This is a genomic window from Coprobacter tertius (genome assembly GCF_024330105.1).
In the GTDB taxonomy this organism is placed as follows: Bacteria; Bacteroidota; Bacteroidia; order Bacteroidales; family Coprobacteraceae; genus Coprobacter; species Coprobacter tertius.
In genome coordinates this window covers 287,175-303,554 of record NZ_JANDHW010000001.1, presented here as the reverse complement: position 1 = coordinate 303,554, position 16,380 = coordinate 287,175, and the positions used below count along the sequence as shown (strand labels likewise).

12 protein-coding genes are annotated in these 16,380 nt (G+C 41.5%); all 12 read left to right on the top strand.

The genetic code is table 11. The features are described 5' to 3' along the window. Nucleotides 1-10: 10 nt before the first annotated feature. The 12 genes from kdpA (at nt 11) to NMU02_RS01095 (ending at nt 16,378) form a co-directional block, all read left to right on the top strand. Nucleotides 11-1,717: a potassium-transporting ATPase subunit KdpA gene (gene kdpA / locus NMU02_RS01150; RefSeq protein ID WP_255025260.1), complete on the top strand. Its 1,707-nt coding sequence runs from the start codon at nt 11-13 to the stop codon at nt 1,715-1,717. A 12-nt stretch (nt 1,718-1,729) separates the two neighbouring features. Continuing rightward, nucleotides 1,730-3,769, top strand: coding sequence for a potassium-transporting ATPase subunit KdpB (gene kdpB / locus NMU02_RS01145; RefSeq protein ID WP_255025256.1), 2,040 nt, complete (start codon nt 1,730-1,732; stop codon nt 3,767-3,769). Between the two features lie 12 nt (nt 3,770-3,781). Continuing rightward, nucleotides 3,782-4,357 carry a K(+)-transporting ATPase subunit C gene (locus tag NMU02_RS01140; RefSeq protein ID WP_255025255.1) on the top strand — a complete coding sequence of 192 codons (576 nt, stop codon included), beginning with the start codon at nt 3,782-3,784 and terminating at the stop codon, nt 4,355-4,357. 29 nt (nt 4,358-4,386) lie between these two features. Further along, nucleotides 4,387-5,166 (top strand): TorF family putative porin, encoded by a 780-nt coding sequence (locus tag NMU02_RS01135; RefSeq protein ID WP_255025254.1) that lies wholly within the window; start codon nt 4,387-4,389, stop codon nt 5,164-5,166. 110 nt (nt 5,167-5,276) lie between these two features. After that, a complete protein-coding gene (locus tag NMU02_RS01130; protein WP_255025253.1) occupies nt 5,277-6,401 on the top strand; it encodes a sensor protein KdpD in 1,125 nt (374 codons plus the stop codon). Between the two features lie 17 nt (nt 6,402-6,418). After that, nucleotides 6,419-7,858: a sensor histidine kinase gene (locus NMU02_RS01125; RefSeq protein ID WP_255025252.1), complete on the top strand. Its 1,440-nt coding sequence runs from the start codon at nt 6,419-6,421 to the stop codon at nt 7,856-7,858. Between the two features lie 108 nt (nt 7,859-7,966). Further along, on the top strand, nt 7,967-9,742 hold the full coding sequence (locus NMU02_RS01120; protein WP_255025250.1) for an alpha-L-rhamnosidase-related protein: 1,776 nt from the start codon (nt 7,967-7,969) through the stop codon (nt 9,740-9,742). Nucleotides 9,743-9,870: 128 nt separating this feature from the next. Beyond that, entirely contained in the window at nt 9,871-11,316 is a 1,446-nt protein-coding gene (gene rpoN / locus NMU02_RS01115; RefSeq protein WP_255025249.1) for an RNA polymerase factor sigma-54, read from the top strand. Nucleotides 11,317-11,328: 12 nt separating this feature from the next. Continuing rightward, the gene (locus tag NMU02_RS01110) at nt 11,329-11,949 is read left to right on the top strand and encodes a hypothetical protein (RefSeq protein WP_255025248.1); all 621 of its coding nucleotides are present in this window, start codon (nt 11,329-11,331) and stop codon (nt 11,947-11,949) included. 31 nt (nt 11,950-11,980) lie between these two features. Continuing rightward, nucleotides 11,981-12,487 carry a 5-(carboxyamino)imidazole ribonucleotide mutase gene (gene purE / locus NMU02_RS01105; protein ID WP_255025246.1) on the top strand — a complete coding sequence of 169 codons (507 nt, stop codon included), beginning with the start codon at nt 11,981-11,983 and terminating at the stop codon, nt 12,485-12,487. A 70-nt stretch (nt 12,488-12,557) separates the two neighbouring features. After that, entirely contained in the window at nt 12,558-14,396 is a 1,839-nt protein-coding gene (locus NMU02_RS01100) for a 4-hydroxy-3-methylbut-2-en-1-yl diphosphate synthase (RefSeq protein WP_255025243.1), read from the top strand. Nucleotides 14,397-14,545: 149 nt separating this feature from the next. Further along, nucleotides 14,546-16,378, top strand: a complete 1,833-nt coding sequence (locus NMU02_RS01095; RefSeq protein WP_255025241.1) for a C10 family peptidase — start codon at nt 14,546-14,548, stop codon at nt 16,376-16,378. Nucleotides 16,379-16,380 lie beyond the last annotated feature (2 nt).

The window sequence follows — 16,380 nt, the reverse complement described above, 5'->3', positions numbered from 1 at the left end:
TTTTTATACAATGAATACAGAAATTGCCGGCATAGTATTGCAAATCGTCCTGATGATAGTTATAGCCTATCCTCTGGGAAAATACATTGCCAAAGTATATAAGGGAGAAAAGAACCTGATGGACTTTATGACTCCCGTCGAAAAATGGATATATAAACTCAGCGGGATTAATCCCAATGAAGAAATGAACTGGAAACAATTCCTGAAAGCCTTACTTACACTAAACCTATTTTGGTTTATCTGGGGTATGGTTTTACTGGTAAGTCAGGGATGGTTGCCCTTAAACCCTGATGGAAACGGTCCTCAGTCGCCCGACCAGGCATTTAATACTTGCATCAGTTTTATGGTAAACTGTAATTTGCAACATTACAGCGGGGAAAGCGGACTTACCTATTTGACTCAGTTATTCGTTATCATGCTCTTCCAGTTTATTACAGCCGCAACCGGTATGGCTGCAATGGCCGGTATTATGAAAGCCATGGCCGCCAAAACGACTAAAACAATCGGAAACTTCTGGTATTTTCTGGTAAGAAGCTGTACTCGTATCCTTTTACCCTTATCCCTCATCGTGGGCTTTATTCTTATAACAGAAGGCGTTCCGATGGGATTCGATGGTAAAATGACTGTTCCGACTCTCGAAGGAACCGAACAAACCGTATCACAGGGACCGGCAGCCGCAATTATCCCGATTAAACAACTGGGAACTAATGGAGGAGGTTATTTCGGAGTAAATTCTTCACATCCGCTCGAAAATCCGACATACCTTACCAATATGGTCGAATGCTGGTCGATATTGGTCATACCTATGGCCATGATCTTTGCTCTTGGTTTCTATCTGAAAAAGAGAAAACTGGCATTTACTATTTTCGGAGTCATGCTTTTTGCTTATCTGGTAGGTGTAGGAATAAATACGTACCAGGAGATGAACGGTAATCCTCGTATCGATGCCATGGGAATTTCGCAAAACGGAGGTGCCATGGAAGGTAAAGAAATACGATTGGGATCGGGTGCTACCGCATTATGGAGTGTAACGACAACGGTGACATCAAACGGTTCGGTAAACGGTATGCATGACAGCACAATGCCTCTTTCGGGAATGATAGAGATGCTGAACATGCAAATAAATACATGGTTTGGCGGTGTTGGTGTCGGTTGGATGAACTATTACACATTTATTATTATTGCGGTGTTCATCAGCGGGCTTATGGTAGGACGTACTCCCGAATTTCTGGGGAAAAAAGTAGAGGCAAAAGAAATGAAAATTGCAACGATCGTCGCACTCCTCCACCCGTTCGTTATTCTTACCGGAACAGCCCTCAGTTCATATCTTTTCGTACATGCTCCGCAATTTGTGGCGGGAGAGGGAGGTTGGCTCAATAATCCCGGGTTCCATGGGCTGAGCGAAATGTTATACGAATATACCTCATCGGCAGCAAACAACGGATCGGGATTTGAAGGCTTGGGAGACAATACGTTCTTCTGGAATTTTACTTGTGGCATTGTTCTAATATTGTCCCGGTTTATTCCGATCATCGGGCAAGTTGCCATCGCCGGGCTACTGGCTGAAAAGAAATACATACCCGAAAGTGCCGGAACCTTAAAAACCGATACCCTCACCTTCGGTGTAATGACCTTTGCCGTCATTTTTATCGTGGCCGCCCTGTCATTTTTCCCGGTACATGCATTAAGTACCATCGCAGAACATTTCAGTTTATAACAGCAGATCATTATGAAAGATAATAAATCAGCTTCATTATTTCAGAAGAAGCAAGTAAAAGACAGTATTAAACAATCATTCGTGAAACTCGATCCACGAATGATGATAAAAAACCCGATCATGTTTACGGTCGAAGCATCGACTGCCGTGATGCTTGTAATGACTATTTATTCTCTGTTTAACGACGTACAAGGTTCGTTCGCTTATAATGCGCTTGTATTTATCATTCTTCTCTTAACACTTTTATTCGCCAATTTCGCTGAAGCTATTGCCGAAGCTCGAGGAAAAGCGCAGGCCGACAGTTTACGTAAAACGAGAGAAGAAACGGTCGCTCGCCGCATCGTTAATGAAAAAGTCGAGATTACCAGTAGCTCACAGTTGAAAAAAGGAGACATATTTGAATGCGAAACAGGGGATATTATACCCGCTGACGGAGAAATCATTGAAGGACTCGCCTCGATCGATGAAAGTGCAATTACCGGTGAAAGCGCCCCTGTAATACGAGAAGCCGGAGGAGATAAAAGCTCGGTTACCGGAGGTACGAAAGTACTCTCAGATCATATAAGAGTAAAAGTAACCACTGAACCGGGAGAGAGTTTTCTCGACAAGATGATTGCTCTGGTCGAAGGAGCCTCGAGGAAGAAAACCCCTAACGAAATAGCACTTACCATATTACTGGCCGGCTTCACTCTTGTTTTTATCATAGTATGTGTCACTCTGAAACCATTTGCCGATTATACCGGCACAACCATTAAGATCGCATCGCTTATTTCGTTATTCGTATGCCTTATACCTACTACGATCGGTGGACTGCTTTCGGCCATCGGAATCGCAGGTATGGACCGAGCTTTACGAGCCAATGTAATTACCAAATCGGGTAAAGCTGTTGAAACAGCCGGTGACATAGATACACTTTTACTCGATAAAACTGGCACAATCACAATCGGGAATCGTAAAGCGACAAAATTCTGGCCGAATTCCGATATGAATATCGATTTTAAGAAATTTACAGAATACTGTATGCTCTCTTCTATAGCCGACGATACCCCCGAAGGTAAATCTATCATTGAATTGGGACGGGAAAGCGGATTTCACATGCATAATCTCGATGCACATGTATCTAAGATGGTCCGCTTCAGTGCCGAAACCAAATGTTCGGGAGTAAATCTGAAAGACGGCACCGAAATACGAAAAGGAGCTTTCGATACTATCCGTAGAATAACGGAAAATGCCGGTAACCCTTTCCCGAAAGAAATTGAAGAACTCATACAAGCCATATCGAGCAACGGAGGTACCCCTTTGGTAGTGTGTGTAGATAAAAAAGTCGTCGGAGTCATCGAGTTGCAAGATATCATCAAACCAGGTATTCAAGAGCGTTTTGCCCGATTACGAAAAATGGGCGTTAAAACCGTCATGGTAACAGGAGATAATCCTCTTACAGCAAAATATATAGCGAAAGAAGCCGGAGTAGATGACTTTATCGCTGAAGCCAAACCCGAAGACAAAATGAATTACATTCGTAAAGAGCAAGATACAGGAAAACTCGTTGCAATGATGGGAGACGGGACAAACGACGCACCGGCTCTTGCACAAGCGAACGTAGGCGTAGCCATGAACAGTGGAACACAGGCTGCAAAAGAAGCCGGTAATATGGTCGATCTCGATAATGATCCCACCAAATTGATTGAGATAGTAGAAATAGGGAAACAATTACTCATGACACGGGGAACACTCACTACCTTCTCAATCGCTAACGACGTAGCAAAATATTTTGCCATCGTCCCCGCATTGTTCATGCTTTCGATCCCCGAACTGGCAGCATTAAATATCATGCACCTACATAGTCCCGAAAGCGCGATATTGAGTGCCGTTATTTTCAATGCCATTATTATACCGATTCTTATACCACTGGCATTACGGGGAGTAAAATACAAACCAATCGGAGCCTCAGCTCTACTCAGACGGAACTTGCTGATCTACGGATTAGGAGGAATCATAGCCCCGTTTGTAGGCATTAAACTCATCGATTTATTTATCAGTTTATTCTTTTAATTATCAGAAACAATGAAATCGAATCTTATAAAATCATTACGTATCACTCTCGTATTCTGCTTATTTTTTGCAGTCTGTTACATTCTGGTTTTGTGGGCCTATGCCCGCATAGCCGGTCCTAATGAAGGAAATGCCGAACTGGCTACCCTAAACGGAAAAGTAGTAGGAGCCGTCAATATCGGACAGTCATTTACACAGGATATTTATTTTTGGGGACGACCTTCAGCGGTAGATTACACAGCCGACGGATCGGGAGGTAGCAATAAAGGGCCTACAAACGAAGAATACCTCAATGAAGTAGAAGCCCGTATCGATACATTTCTTGTCCATCATCCTTATCTGACTCGTAAAGACGTTCCGGCAGAAATGGTTACCGCCAGTGGTTCGGGACTCGACCCCGATATTACGCCCGAATGTGCATATGTTCAGATAAAACGGATAGCACTGGCCCGAAATGTATCTGAAGACGCTATACTGAAATTAGTTGATCAACAAAAAGAAAAGCCGTTTTTGTCCCTTTTCGGACCGGCTAAAGTAAATGTATTAAAATTGAATATTGCACTCGACAAAGAGTTTAATCAAAAATAATCGATGAACCACTAAACTTTACAGAACAAATGAATCTCAAAAAAATAATAGCCTTACCGGCTCTATGCTTCTGCGTATCCGCATCGGCTACAGAAATAGAAACAGAAGATAATAAAGGTGTAAATTTTAATGTTGCCGGCGATATCGTAAGTTCCTACGTATGGAGAGGACAATATCAAACCGGATCGAGTTTCCAGCCGACACTCGGAATAAATGTCTCCGGGTTTTCTCTCACAGCCTGGGGGAGTGTCGATTTTACAGGAAAAGGAGCTAAAGAGGTAGATCTTACGGCATCATACAGCATTGCCGGAGTAACGATCGGGATCACAGATTACTGGTGGAAAGGAGAAGGCGCACTCAATTATTTTCATTACAAATCACATAAAACCGATCATATTTTCGAAGCGGGAATCTCTTATGCGCTCCCGATAGAAAAATTTCCACTATCTTTAAGCTGGTACACGATGTTTGCCGGTGCAGATAAAAAGGGAACGGTTCTCTCCGGTTACGACGATAACGAAGAGCCAGTGTATGAAATGAATAAAAGAGGTAAACAGGCCTATTCTACCTACGTAGAATTGAACTATCCGTTTGCTATTAAAAAAGTGGGACTGAACGCAATCGTCGGATTCACTCCCTGGGATGCTCCGATGTACGGAACCCGAGAGTTTTCAGTAACCAACGTGTCGTTAAAAGCTTCAAAAGAAATCATCATCACCGACAAATTCTCTCTTCCTGTTTACACCCAGATCATCTGGAATCCCAATAAGGAAGACATCCATTTGGTGTTGGGGATTACACTACGGTAGGCAGCCATACAGATTGCTGTCCCCAGCTTTTAAACATCCATGTGTACAGGCTCGTGGCAATAGGGATATTGTCACGAGCCAAACGATTTAAAAAACATAATGATAAAATAATGAACAGAGAAGAAAATATACAACATTTTCTCGAACTCATAAAAGAATCGCGTCGAGGGAAATTTAAAATATATATCGGAATGATCGCCGGCGTAGGAAAATCATACCGTATGTTACAAGAAGCGCACGACCTACTCAGTAATGGAGTGGATGTACAAATAGGCTATATCGAAACACACGGACGCCCCGGAACAGAGGCTTTAGTTGAAGGACTTACAGTAATACCCCGCCGAAAAATTTTCTATAAAGGGAAAGAACTCGAAGAGATGGATCTCGACACGATTATACGCATACGGCCAGAAATCGTTATTGTAGATGAACTGGCTCATACCAACGTAGAAGGAAGCAAAAACGAAAAACGTTGGCAAGACGTAATGACTTTACTCGATGAAGGTATAAATGTAATCAGTGCCGTAAACATCCAACATATCGAAAGTCTCAACGAAGAAGTACAGGAAATTTCAGGAATAGAAGTTAAAGAACGTATTCCCGATAGTGTTCTCGAACAAGCTGATGAAGTAGTAAACATCGACTTAACCGCAGAAGAATTGGTAGAGCGCCTGAAAGCCGGTAAAATTTACCGGCCTGAAAAAGTACAAACGGCTCTCAAAAATTTTTTCAAATCGGAAAACATCTTGCAACTCCGTGAACTCGCGCTAAAAGAAGTTGCATTGCGCGTTGAGAAAAAAGTAGAAAATGAAGTTGTAAGCGACATACAGCGAGTGCGTCATGAGAAAGTAATGGCCTGTATCAGCAGTAACGAAAAAACGCCTCGTAAAATCATACGGAAAGCAGCCCGTCTGGCGACCCGTTATAATACAAAATTCTGGATACTGTATGTACAAACACCCCGCGAAAACCCCGACCGCATCGCTCTTTCGAGCCAAAGACACTTACTGAACCATTTTAAACTGGCAACCGAATTGGGAGGAGAAGTCATCCGCATTCCTTCCGAAGATATTCCGGGTACAATTATGCAAGTATGCAAAGAAAAACAAATTACGACATTATGTATGGGAAGTCCTCGATTAAAAATACCATGGGCTCTCTTTTCGATAATGCGTTATAAGAAATTAATCGAATCTCTCTCTCAGAATAATACAGATTTAATTATTTTAGCCTAAGAATTAAAATAAAAATTATGAATATAAAAACAAGATTAATTCTAAGTATCGGCATATTGGTAAGCATGATCATATTATTGGTCGCATTGTCGATTATCAACCTACAGTTACTTACGGCAACCGACCCAGACAGTCCTGCCGCAAAACCGGCTCTCGATCAAGCTCTTATCTGGATAACTGTTATCGGAGGAATCTGCATTCTTATCGGTATATTCCTACTTTTCAGAATGCCCGGATTTATAATCCGTCCGATCAGGGAACTAAAAGCGGGTATTCTCGAAATTGCCAATTACAATTATGAGAAACGACTTAAATTCGAACCACGCAGTGAATTTGCCGATGTTGCAGAAGGATTTAACCGTATGGCTGAAAAACTTTCAGAATACCGAGCCAGCACATTAAACGATATACTGGCCGGCAAAAAATATATCGAAGCCATTGTAAACAGCATTACCGAGCCTATTATCGGATTAAGCAACGACAATGAAATCTTATTTATCAACAACGAGGCTTTAAATATTCTTAATTTGAAACGGGAAAACGCATACCGCAAATCGGCAACCGAGTTAGCATTGAAAAACGACTTGTTAAGACGTCTGATTAGGGAATTGGTTACTCCCGACGAAAAGAAAGAACCATTGAAAATATACGCCGATAATAAAGAATGTTATTTTCAGGCTAAATACATTCCCATAAATACCGAATATAATGGAGAAAAGGAATCGTCGGGGACCGGACACGTTATATTACTTAAAAATATTACCGAATTTAAAGAACTCGATACTGCTAAAACTACGTTTATTTCAACGATTTCCCACGAACTGAAAACTCCGATCTCTGCTATTTTAATGAGCCTGCAACTACTTGAAGACAAACGAATTGGAAATCTAAACCAGGAGCAGGAAGAACTCTCGAAAAGCATTAAGGAAAACAGTGAAAGGTTGCTAAGTATTACCGGAGAATTACTGAATATGACACAAGTAGAAGCCGGAAAACTGCAACTAATGCCCAAGATCACAAAACCGATTGAACTTATCAATTACGCTATTACCGCTAATCGTGTACAAGCCGAAAAATTCGGATGCCAGATAGAAGTGGAATATCCCGAAAAAATAAACAAGCTATTTGTCGACAGCGAAAAAATCGCTTGGGTAATTACCAATTTGTTAAGTAATGCGATACGTTACTCAAAAGAAAACGGGCGAGTCATCATCGGGGCTAAACAAGAAGACAGAACCATCGTGCTTTTTGTGAAAGATTTCGGAAAAGGAATCGACCCACGCTATCACCAAAGTATTTTCGACCGTTATTTCAGGGTTCCGGGAACAAAAGTTCAGGGGAGCGGGCTCGGACTTTCCATCTCTAAAGACTTTGTAGAAGCGCACGGAGGAACTCTTACCGTTGAAAGCGCAATCGGTGTAGGAAGTACATTTATAATAAAACTCCCCTGCAGATAATTACAAGACTTAAAACAAAATAATCGGATAATCAGGCCCGAGAAACTTGATTTTCCGATTTTTGTCGTTAATATTGTAATTTAAAATAATTATACACGCATCATCACAATGAAACGACATCTTCTTTTTACAGTCTTCATGACGATCTTTATTTCCTGTATAACAGCACAGCATAAGCGATTTGACGATTTTTTCGATTCATCTCATTTCAAACCTGTAAAATTATCTTCGGCGACACTTTCTCCTCAACGTATCGTATGGGTATCTACTACCGACAAAAATACGATTTCAGCACCCGATAACCTATTGAAACCTTTCGACGGACAACTTGCAACCAACACGACGGATTTTTGTACCTTTTTTAAGCAAGAAGATACTGATACGGCTGCCGTAATTCTCGATTTCGGGCGGGAAATATATGGGAATATACGTATTTTCGCCCCTATACGCAGTGATAAAAAAACAGTACGGATAAGGGTTAGACTGGGTGAATCGGTAAGTGAAACCATGAGTGAAACCGGAGGTACGACAGCCGACTCATCGGCAACAAACGATCATTCATTACGAGATTACATTTTAGAAATACCGTGGCTAGGAAGTATAGAAACCGGGCAATCGGGCTTTCGATTCGTACGCATCGATCTACTCGATAAAGGAGTAAAATTACCATTGAAGACCGTGCAGGCAATATGCCGATACCGTGATATTCCGTATCTGGGAAGTTTCCATTGTAATGACGAACGCTTGAACCGCATCTGGGAAACAGGCGCTTATACTGTACACCTGAATATGCAGGAATACTTGTGGGACGGAATAAAGCGCGACCGCCTCGTCTGGTTGGGAGATATGCATCCGGAGGTAATGACTATTACTTCGGTTTTCGGAAATAACGAAGTAATTACGAAAAGTCTTGATTTCGCACGAGACAATACCCCCCTTCCCGGATGGATGAACGACATGTGCGCTTATTCGTTATGGTGGCTTATCATCCACCGGGACCTCTACCTATATAGCGGAAATTATGAATATCTGAAAAAACAGCATACTTATATTTCGGGATTATTGCGGCAAATAATCAGTCACATTCATAATGGAAAAGAGGCTTTACCTACCGGACGTTTTCTCGACTGGCCAACAGCACGCAACCCAAATGTAATTCATTCGGGGCTACAATCGCTTTCTCTAATCAGTATGCGAGCCGGTGAACAACTGGCAATCTGGCTGGAAGACAAAAAACTTCAGAAAGAATGTTCTGACTGCGCATTGAATCTCGAAAAGAACATACCCGAACTACATGATAATAAACAAGCTGCAGCTCTCTCCGTATTAGCCGGTTACGGTAATGTAGAAGAAACCGCTCTTGCAGTAATCGCACGTGACGGGGCGGAACGTTTTGCAACATTTTATGGTTACTACATGCTCGAAGCTCTTGCAGCTGGTAATTGCTACGAACAGGCTCTAAAAATCATATCCGACTATTGGGGGGCTATGCTCGACCTCGGAGCTACTACATTTTGGGAAGATCTCGATTACAGCGATGCGTTGAAAGCTGCACGCATCGATGAAGTCATTCCGGCAGGTAAATACGATATACACGCCAAAGGTGGAGATCATTGCTACAAAGGATTCAGACATAGTTTTTGCCACGGATGGGCATCGGGTCCTACGGCCTGGATGAGTCGGTATGTATTAGGCGCAATACCAATAGAACCGGGTTGCAAAACCGTGCGTATTTCACCACATCTCGGAAATCTAGATTGGGTGGAAGGGACAGTTCCTACCCCCTTAGGCATTATTAAAATATCACATAAAAAAAGTTCTTCAGGAAAGATAACAAGCCGGGTAGAAGCCCCAGAAGGAATACGAGTAATACTAAAAAAATAAATAATGACTAACCGGCAAGAACAGAACCGGAAAACAGTTGTTTTTAATGTCACAAAAAAGATCAAAATAAAAGACTTTAGCAAAAAATACACTATCTTCGTTTTTGGAAAGTCATATCTGTTTTTACGATGCTGAAACAACAATTACAACTGAAGCTGCAACAGAAACTGTCACCTCAACAGATTCAGGTCATGAGAATGCTCGAGTTGACAGCCATCGAACTGGAAGAACGGATAAAACAGGAGTTAGTAGATAATCCGGCTCTCGAGGAAGGCCCCGAAGAACATAATGACGATAATCTGCTTTCGGAGGAAGAAAATAATAATACAGAAACAGCCGAAGATATTTCTTTGGGAGATTATCTCAGTGAAGACGATATCCCCGATTATAAACTCGAAGCCGATAATTTTTCCCATAAAGACCGAAGAGAAGAAATCCCGTTTTCCGGTAATTCTTCATTCCACGATGGACTCCTTCGCCAACTCGGATTACGTAACCTGAACGAAGAAGACACTCGAATTGCTGAATATATTATCGGTAACATCGATGATAACGGATACTTGCAACGATCGTTACAAGCGATATCCGACGACCTGATATTCCAGGCCGGTATCGATGTCAGTACCGAAAAACTGGAAGAGTTACTGCAAATCATACAGGATTTTGAACCGGCAGGCATAGGTGCGACCAATCTAAGAGAATGCCTAATGTTACAACTCGAACGCAAACCGGCCACACCTGCTAATCTCTTGGCTTATCGCATCGTAGATGAAATGTTTGAAGAATTCAGTAAGAAACACTACGACAAAATATTACGCCAGCTTAACGTTAATAAAGAAGAACTAAAGGATGCCATAACAGAAATAACTTCGTTGAACCCTAAACCGGGAGGAGGCGCAGATTCTTTCGAAGCTGGAGGGAACCACATCATTCCCGATTTTATCGTCGATGAGCAAGACGGAGAACTCACACTGAGTCTCAACAACGGAGAGCTGCCTGAATTGAGAGTAAATCGGTCTTATGCCGATATGTTGAAAGATTATACCGGAAATAAAGAAAATCAGACTCGAGAAAAGAAAGACGCACTGCTATTTGTAAAACAAAAACTCGACGCCGCCCAATGGTTTATCGACGCCGTAAAACAAAGGCAACAAACTATGCTTTCCGTTATGGAAGTAATTTTATTACTGCAACGGGAATTTTTCATGACAGGAGATGAAAGCACCCTCAAGCCGATGATACTTCGCGATGTAGCAGAACGTACAGGGTATGATATTTCTACTATATCCCGGGCAAGCAACAGTAAATACGTGCAAACAAACTTCGGAGTTTTTCCGTTAAAGTATTTCTTCTCCGAATCGATGCAGAATAATTCGGGAGAAGAAATATCTTCCCGTGAAATAAAAAAAATATTACAGGAATGCATCGATCATGAAGATAAAAAAAAGCCATTGGCCGATGATAAACTCTGCGAATTGCTGAAAGAAAAAGGCTATGTAATCGCAAGACGCACTGTTGCAAAATACAGAGAGCAACTGGGAATACCGGTAGCCCGGTTGAGAAAAGAAATATAAAACGACAGAGATATGAAAATTTTAGCAAAAATAATCTCAGAAACATTACATCCGTTATTAATGCCTTTTTATGGTATTCTCATGATGTTTTTCTATTCTTATCTCTTTATCTTCCCTACAATTTATAAATTATTTATTCTGGGAGGCGTACTATTATTTACATGCCTGATACCCGCATTAAGCATACTATTGTTGTATAAGACCGGAAAAATTAAAACACTCGGCCTCAATCACCGAGAGGATCGCCCCTTACCCTATGCCATTTGTTTTCTCTCTTATATTTTCTGTGGTATTTATCTTTTCAGGGCAGGTCTTCCGCTTTGGGTTACCGCATACGTTATCGGCGGACTACTTGCTATAATTACCGCTGCAATCGTAAACACCCGTTGGAAAATAAGTGCTCATATGACAGGAATCGGGGGAGTATTGGGAGCTGCATTCGCATTAGCAACAATACAAATGATCTTTCCCATGCATTTATTCACAGGTCTCATTCTCGCAGCCGGATTATTAGGAACTTCCCGAGTTGGTTTGGGGTGCCATACTGTCATGCAGGTTATCGCAGGAACCGCAAACGGATTTATCTGGGTATATCTGTGCATGATTCTGAGCGTCGCATTCAAGATAATCTAAGAAAAACCTTTAAAACCGAATCAAATATAATATGAAACCAATTATCAGTATCATCATGGGCAGTACATCGGACCTACCGATTATGGAAAAAGCCGCCCAGCTTTTCGATAATTTCGAAATTCCGTTCGAAATGCATGCACTTTCGGCACACCGAACTCCCGAAGAAGTGGAAAAATTTGCAAAAGGAGCCTGCAAACGAGGAATAAAAGTGATCATCGCCGCTGCCGGTATGGCTGCACATCTACCAGGAGTTATCGCATCTATGACAACGCTACCGGTAATCGGTGTCCCGATTAAGTCTAGCCTCGAAGGAATCGACGCACTTTACGCCATCGTACAAATGCCTCCGGGAATTCCTGTCGCTACAGTCGGTATCAACGCATCTCTGAATGCTGCTATTCTGGCAACACAGATATTAGCTCTTACCGATGAAAAAATAGCGCTAAAAGTAAAAGAATACAAAGCCGGGTTAGCAAAAAAAATCGTTAAAGCAAACGAAGAACTTGCCCAAATAGAATTCAAATATAAAACGAATTAATAAATCTTTTAAAAGAAGTATGTAAGGCTATAAATATAGCATACATACTTCTTTACATATTACATACCGCATGGATTATTTCAACTATAAACGTCGTCACAGCTCGGAAGTAAAAATAGGAAACACTCCGTTAGGAGGCAACAATCCGATACGGATACAATCGATGACTAATACATCGACTCTCGATACAGAAGCTTGCGTAGAACAAAGTATCCGCATCATCGATGCGGGTGCCGATTATGTACGACTCACGGCACAAGGCGTACGCGAAGCCGAAAATCTAGGAAACATACGTTCCGCGCTGCGACATAGAGGTTACCCGACTCCACTGGTAGCCGATATTCATTTCAACCCCAAGGCAGCCGAAGCAGCAGCACGTATAGTTGAAAAAGTACGTATAAATCCCGGAAACTTTGTCGATGCGGCACGTACATTTAAAAAACTCGAATATACCGATGAGGAATATGCAGAAGAGATCAGACGCATTCGTAACAAATTGGTCCCATTTTTACAAATCTGCAGAGAGCATAATACGACGATACGCCTAGGAGTAAATCACGGTTCTCTGTCGGACCGCATAATGAGTCGATACGGAGACACCCCCGAAGGAATGGTAGAATCCTGCATGGAATTCCTTCGCATCTGTAAAGAAGAAGCATTCGATAATATCGTTATATCTATTAAAGCCTCGAACACGGTCGTTATGGTAAAAACAGTACGCCTGCTCGTAAAAGCCATGGATAAAGAAAACATGCACTATCCCCTGCACCTTGGAGTTACTGAAGCCGGAGACGGGGAAGACGGACGTATTAAGTCGGCTGTAGGTATTGGAACTCTTCTTACAGACGGTATCGGCGACACGATAAGGGTTTCGCTAAGCGAAAAGCCTGAATCGGAAATACCTGTTGCACGTAAACTGGTCGAATATATTAGCCGCAGAGCAGGACATTCCACCATATCGGGAGAAATATTCGATACATTCGATTTCACAGAACCGGTAAAACGAACGACTCATACTGTCGTCGATATCGGTAATGGAAATATTCCTGTTGTCGTTGCCGATATTAGCAAAGAAGGCTCTTTCGAGATGCGTCCGGATTATATTTACACTGGAAAACAAAAAGAAATCGAGATAACGACAGATGTTAAACAAATTGTAGATGCCGAAATTTATACCGGTGTCCCCAACACTTATCCTTTATTTACAAAAGAAAATATTCAAAACATATCCGGTACAAAAGCGGATATAAAATTTCTACTGCTCAGATACGACCAATACGACAGCCGCATTACTACATTACTCCAGAAAAACAGCGATATCGTAATCATAGCAGAATCAGAGCATATTAATCCGGTAGGAGAAATACGAGCCCTGTTTCATAAATTGATCCGCGAAAATATAACCACCCCCGTAATAATCCGAAGAAGTTACCAGACAAATAATACGGAGAATTTACAGATTTTCGGAGGTGCCGATTTCGGGCCACTCTTACTCGATTATCTCGGAGAGGGAATCTGGATGCAAAACAAAGGTGAAATACCATCCGACATGCTTATACGATATATGTTCGGTATTTTACAAGCAACACGGCAACGAATCAGCAAAACCGAATACATATCCTGTCCCGGTTGCGGACGTACCTTATTCGATTTGCAAAAAACAATTGCTCGAGTAAAAGATGCAACATCTCATTTAAAAGGATTGAAAATAGGTATAATGGGTTGTATTGTAAACGGTCCCGGTGAAATGGCTGATGCCGATTATGGCTATGTAGGGGCAGCACGCGGAAAAATCAGCCTTTACAAAAACAAAACATGTATCGAAAAAAACATCCCTGAAGAAAATGCGGTTAATAAACTGATAGATCTCATCAAACAAAACGGAGACTGGACTGATCGTTCGGAGTAATAAAATTACATATCAACGTATTTTCTGGTAAATTACCGGCAATTACCATCAGAATAGATTAAAAATAAATAAAATTAGACCTAATATATTTATTAATAACAACAAATCCAGTATATTATGGCCCTTGAATTACCAAAAACTTATAATATATGAAAAAAATTACACTCGCAATCGCTTTACTTTTTCTGGTCATAATAATGGCGGAGGCAAAACAAATTTCACCGGAGACTGCACTCGAGACCGCCAAAAATTTCTTTTCGGTAAATTATCCGAAAACCCGGAGTCACACGACAAATCTCAAACTTATATATACCGGGAAAATGTCAGAAAACAATGTAACCCGATCGGATAACTCTATCGAGAATTATTATTATGTTTTTGGAAATGAAAATGATGCTCCCGGGTTTGTAATGATTGCAGCAGACGATCGAATACAACCGATTTTGGGTTATTCTTTTGACAATCGATTCATTACCGAGAATATGCCCCAAAATATACGTTTCTGGCTGGACGCTTATAATAAATCTATTGCGCAAATTATCACATCGGGAAATTATAAAAGAACCGAACGTGAATTAAAATCCACTTCCGTTGTAGGGCCTCTTTTAGGAGAAACACAATGGAATCAACTGGATCCTTATTATAATGATTGCCCGACTATCAGAGACACGCATTGTCCCACCGGATGCGTCGCCACCGCCATGGCCCAGATCATGTATTATCATAAATGGCCCCTTACCGGAAAAGGATCGCATAAATATGTATCGGAAACAGAAAAATTTAATTTATCGGCCACTTTCGAAGGAACCCGATACGATTGGGAAAATATGACACCCCGGTACAATGACAAAAGTTCTGACATTGAAAAAGCCGCAGTTGCGCAACTGATGTTCCATTGCGGGGTATCATGCGATATGGATTACACCTACCAGTCGAGTGGAGCGATGGATAATACAGCAGCCCATGCATTATACACCTATTTCGGTTACGATAAGGGACTTCGAGTCGTATTTGCCGATTATTATACGACCGAAAACTGGTCGAGATTGCTAAAATCGGAACTCGATGCCCAAAGACCGATTATGTACGGGGGAAGCAATAACAGAAACGAAGGACATGAATTCGTGTGCGACGGCTACGACAATAACGGGCTCTTCCATATCAATTGGGGATGGGGTGGATATCAAGATGGATATTTCGATATTACGATACTTGATCCCGACGGAGTAGGCACAGGTGGAGGATCAGGCGACGGAGGTTTTTCGATAAACGCAAGTGCAATCATCGGGATTCAGCCCGATAAAGGTTCTGCGCTATACGATCCGGCAGCTTCGCTTTATATAGAAAATTTATATACTTCAGCAACACATACCGGCCGGAATGTAAAACTGCCGGTGCGTTTTTCGATCTTTAATATGGGCACAGAAACTTTCTCGGGACAAGTAGGATTATCTCTTCAAGACATAAATAGCGGTAATAATATAATTCTCGACAAAATAGATTTTACCGGGCAATATGAATTAGATGTTTTCTACGAAAGCAGCCCCAATTTCAATATAGCCATTCCTTCTACCGTAGCTAATGGCACCTACCGTTTACAGGTTGCCGCAAAATCAACGAACGGCAATACATGGCAATATCCTAAAGCCATATTAGGAGATACACAGGCTCTTATTCTCGAAATAAATTCCTCGGGAATCGATATCAGCGAATCCGATCTCTCCTCGATAGAAAAGTCGGTTGCAGATAATAACGGTTTTACTCTTTATCCCAATCCTGCAGACGACCGATTTTATATTAAGGGAGATAAGCCTCTCTCAAAAATCGTTATTTCAGACCTATCAGGACGGATTTATTATGTGAATGAAATACCGGGCGATCTCTCAGGCGGAATCACGATTTCACAATTGCCTTCGGGAATTTACACTGTGACCTTGTATTCGGAAGGTAAATATAAAATACTCAAACTGATAAAACGATAGTT

Coding starts and splice junctions, on each gene's coding strand:
- kdpA (WP_255025260.1), top strand. CDS start 11: ATGAATACAGAAATTGCCGGCATAGTATTGCAAATCGTCCTGATGATA.
- kdpB (WP_255025256.1), top strand. CDS start 1,730: ATGAAAGATAATAAATCAGCTTCATTATTTCAGAAGAAGCAAGTAAAA.
- NMU02_RS01140 (WP_255025255.1), top strand. CDS start 3,782: ATGAAATCGAATCTTATAAAATCATTACGTATCACTCTCGTATTCTGC.
- NMU02_RS01135 (WP_255025254.1), top strand. CDS start 4,387: ATGAATCTCAAAAAAATAATAGCCTTACCGGCTCTATGCTTCTGCGTA.
- NMU02_RS01130 (WP_255025253.1), top strand. CDS start 5,277: ATGAACAGAGAAGAAAATATACAACATTTTCTCGAACTCATAAAAGAA.
- NMU02_RS01125 (WP_255025252.1), top strand. CDS start 6,419: ATGAATATAAAAACAAGATTAATTCTAAGTATCGGCATATTGGTAAGC.
- NMU02_RS01120 (WP_255025250.1), top strand. CDS start 7,967: ATGAAACGACATCTTCTTTTTACAGTCTTCATGACGATCTTTATTTCC.
- rpoN (WP_255025249.1), top strand. CDS start 9,871: ATGCTGAAACAACAATTACAACTGAAGCTGCAACAGAAACTGTCACCT.
- NMU02_RS01110 (WP_255025248.1), top strand. CDS start 11,329: ATGAAAATTTTAGCAAAAATAATCTCAGAAACATTACATCCGTTATTA.
- purE (WP_255025246.1), top strand. CDS start 11,981: ATGAAACCAATTATCAGTATCATCATGGGCAGTACATCGGACCTACCG.
- NMU02_RS01100 (WP_255025243.1), top strand. CDS start 12,558: ATGGATTATTTCAACTATAAACGTCGTCACAGCTCGGAAGTAAAAATA.
- NMU02_RS01095 (WP_255025241.1), top strand. CDS start 14,546: ATGAAAAAAATTACACTCGCAATCGCTTTACTTTTTCTGGTCATAATA.